This window comes from Paenibacillus sp. P4_A7 (assembly GCF_056402455.1).
This window is the reverse complement of record NZ_JBFUHJ010000649.1, coordinates 1-2,265: the sequence shown is the minus strand read 5'-3', so window position 1 is coordinate 2,265 and position 2,265 is coordinate 1. Positions and strand designations below refer to the sequence as shown.

2 protein-coding genes and 1 pseudogene are annotated in these 2,265 nt (G+C 36.2%); all 3 read right to left on the bottom strand.

All coding sequences use genetic code 11. The features are described 5' to 3' along the window. Window positions 1–499 precede the first annotated feature (499 nt). Window positions 500–1,264 (bottom strand): SMI1/KNR4 family protein, encoded by a 765-nt coding sequence (locus AC1DWN_RS32430; protein ID WP_477562956.1) that lies wholly within the window; start codon window positions 1,262–1,264, stop codon window positions 500–502. 98 nt (window positions 1,265–1,362) lie between these two features. Continuing rightward, window positions 1,363–1,821, bottom strand: a complete 459-nt coding sequence (locus AC1DWN_RS32425) for an SMI1/KNR4 family protein (RefSeq protein ID WP_477562955.1) — start codon at window positions 1,819–1,821, stop codon at window positions 1,363–1,365. Window positions 1,822–1,870: 49 nt separating this feature from the next. Beyond that, window positions 1,871–2,265 (bottom strand): annotated as a pseudogene (locus AC1DWN_RS32420) (hypothetical protein); the annotation flags it as partial.

The following is a 2,265-nucleotide window of genomic DNA, read 5'->3' as shown; positions in this document are numbered from 1 at the left end:
AATCCCCCCATGGCATTTTTTTATTTCTAAAAATATAGTATCCCAAAATTTTATCTCCTTTAGGGAAAATCAAATTCAGGTGTAATTTTCTAAAAAATCTGCTACCCACATAAAAGATTGAATATCTTCAGATTCCACCTGTTTCATGACTTTCACTTCGTATATAAAAAAATAACTTCAATTATCAAAGATATTACCGATGTGGATCTGTTCCAAAATCAATTCATCCAAGCTATCTGCCAGTTTCTCAAAAGGATCATCCACTTTAAAAACTGCATCAAATCTGGAATTTTTAGAGTTGAAGGAAATAAATACCAAGATCAAGGCGGAAGTGATTGATTTTTTATCAGACATGACTAAGCTGACACAGTTGGATTTTCAATATATTGATTTTAACAAGAAACGCTTAGAAATCATTTATGCTATTGATGAAGAGAGCAACAAGTAGAACGGTAATAATAACCGATTTGAGCTTATCAACGGTCCGTGGGTTTACATTTCACAAGTTCTTGTTGTGATATGCAAACTCTTTCTCAATTAAATCTTCGAAACTTTTTGTAAGAAGTTTTATTTTCTTTTGTTCATGGGCATAATAATATATTTTTGTTAGATCATTAGATTCAGAAGTATCCCATAAAACCAAGTCCCCATCAGCTTCTTTCCAAAACTCACCAAGAACATAATATTTTTTACCAAAAAACTCAAGAGGATATATATTTTCAAATTCGATTTTAATACCTTCTAAAGAGATGGCTGACACTGTTTGAAAAAATTCCGCAATATCTTCAGGCATTTTTATACCAGAGGTTGTTTCAAATTCTTCGACTTTATCATTGTTTAATCCAACGTGAATGAAATCACTTTCATCAAAATTGTATTTCAATGAATTTGAAAACTTGGGATATCGATTAAAAATTTCAGGAAATTCAGCTTTTATTTTTCTTAACCGCTGTTTCTCCATTTCTAAGTTTGCTTTATAGGATTCTTTCAGTTCTTTCTCATAGTTTTCCTGATAAACATTTTCTTTCACATAAAGGATCTTGCTGTCATCTAAATATTTAATTGCTCCTTGTTGACTGCGCAAAATAGGTAACCAACGGAACCCATGCATACAAGGTTTAAGCCTCAGATATTCACCACGATTTAAAAATGACTCCAACTGCTTGTTATGATTATTCCACCAAGTGCTCCATTCTTCTGGAGAAGTCCTACAAGACGCCAAGTTTATCAATTGTTCAATTAATTCTTCTTTTATAATTGACATTCGTTCTCTCCTACATATCGTTTCTAAACTAATTAATAGCATCGCTTAACTTGACTCGCTAGTTAGGTCACACCGTTTCCTATTATAATCCTATTAAATTATACTTCGTCTTCATCATCTTCATCTTCATCATCGTCAAGTTTATTCATAAATTCATTAAAATCCTCAGCTAAAAAAACTATGCAGTCTTTCGTAACTTCACCAAGATCTAACCAAACTATATAAATTTGGCCAGTTTCTATATCGATACAAAATTTATTTCCTCCTGCATCACTAGCAAATGGAAGAAGCTTCTCAGGCATTATTTTTCTATTTCTGTAATCTACGTATCGATCTTCGATTGTAATGCCTATTTCGTTTACATACCTAAATGGTAAAAATGTTTGAACATTGGTCTCAATGTCCGCCTCTTCTGAATAAAAATAGGTTCGATCAGGGACCCCTCCATTATATTGCAAATAATGCTCGACAAGTTGCAAAGGTAACTTCAAACCTATTTGAACTTCAATTTTACGAATGTCTTCTATTGTTAATTTCTTTGACATCATTGAAAACATAAATAATCTCCTCCGAAATGAAATACTTGCACTTTTTTCCTCACTTCATTCAGTAATCGCGAACTGCTTCGAACCAGCGTTGAGCCATCTCCTCTGTTATAGGCTGGCCAATCAGGTGGTCTGACTGGCTGAGTTGCCATACCGCTTCACCAATGTCTTCTCGTTCGGTGGTTTCGATACCTTTGAGGGTATTGAAGCGCACGGTGAAAGCGGTAATGGCCGCCTCGGCATCGGCCATGCTTCGGGCCTGGGCCAAGTTTGCCTGTGCAATGTTGTAAGCTTCGTTAGCCAGCTTGGCCAGACGTTTAGGCCAGGACGAGAACGGGCGGCCAAACTCGGTCGTCCACCACTCAGGCTTTCGCAATTGGCTCACTGAAGCATGGTCGGTCCACGCGCGTGTTTTATCGCGTGTTTTCATTTGCTGCTTTAGGCGCTTGCCCGCGA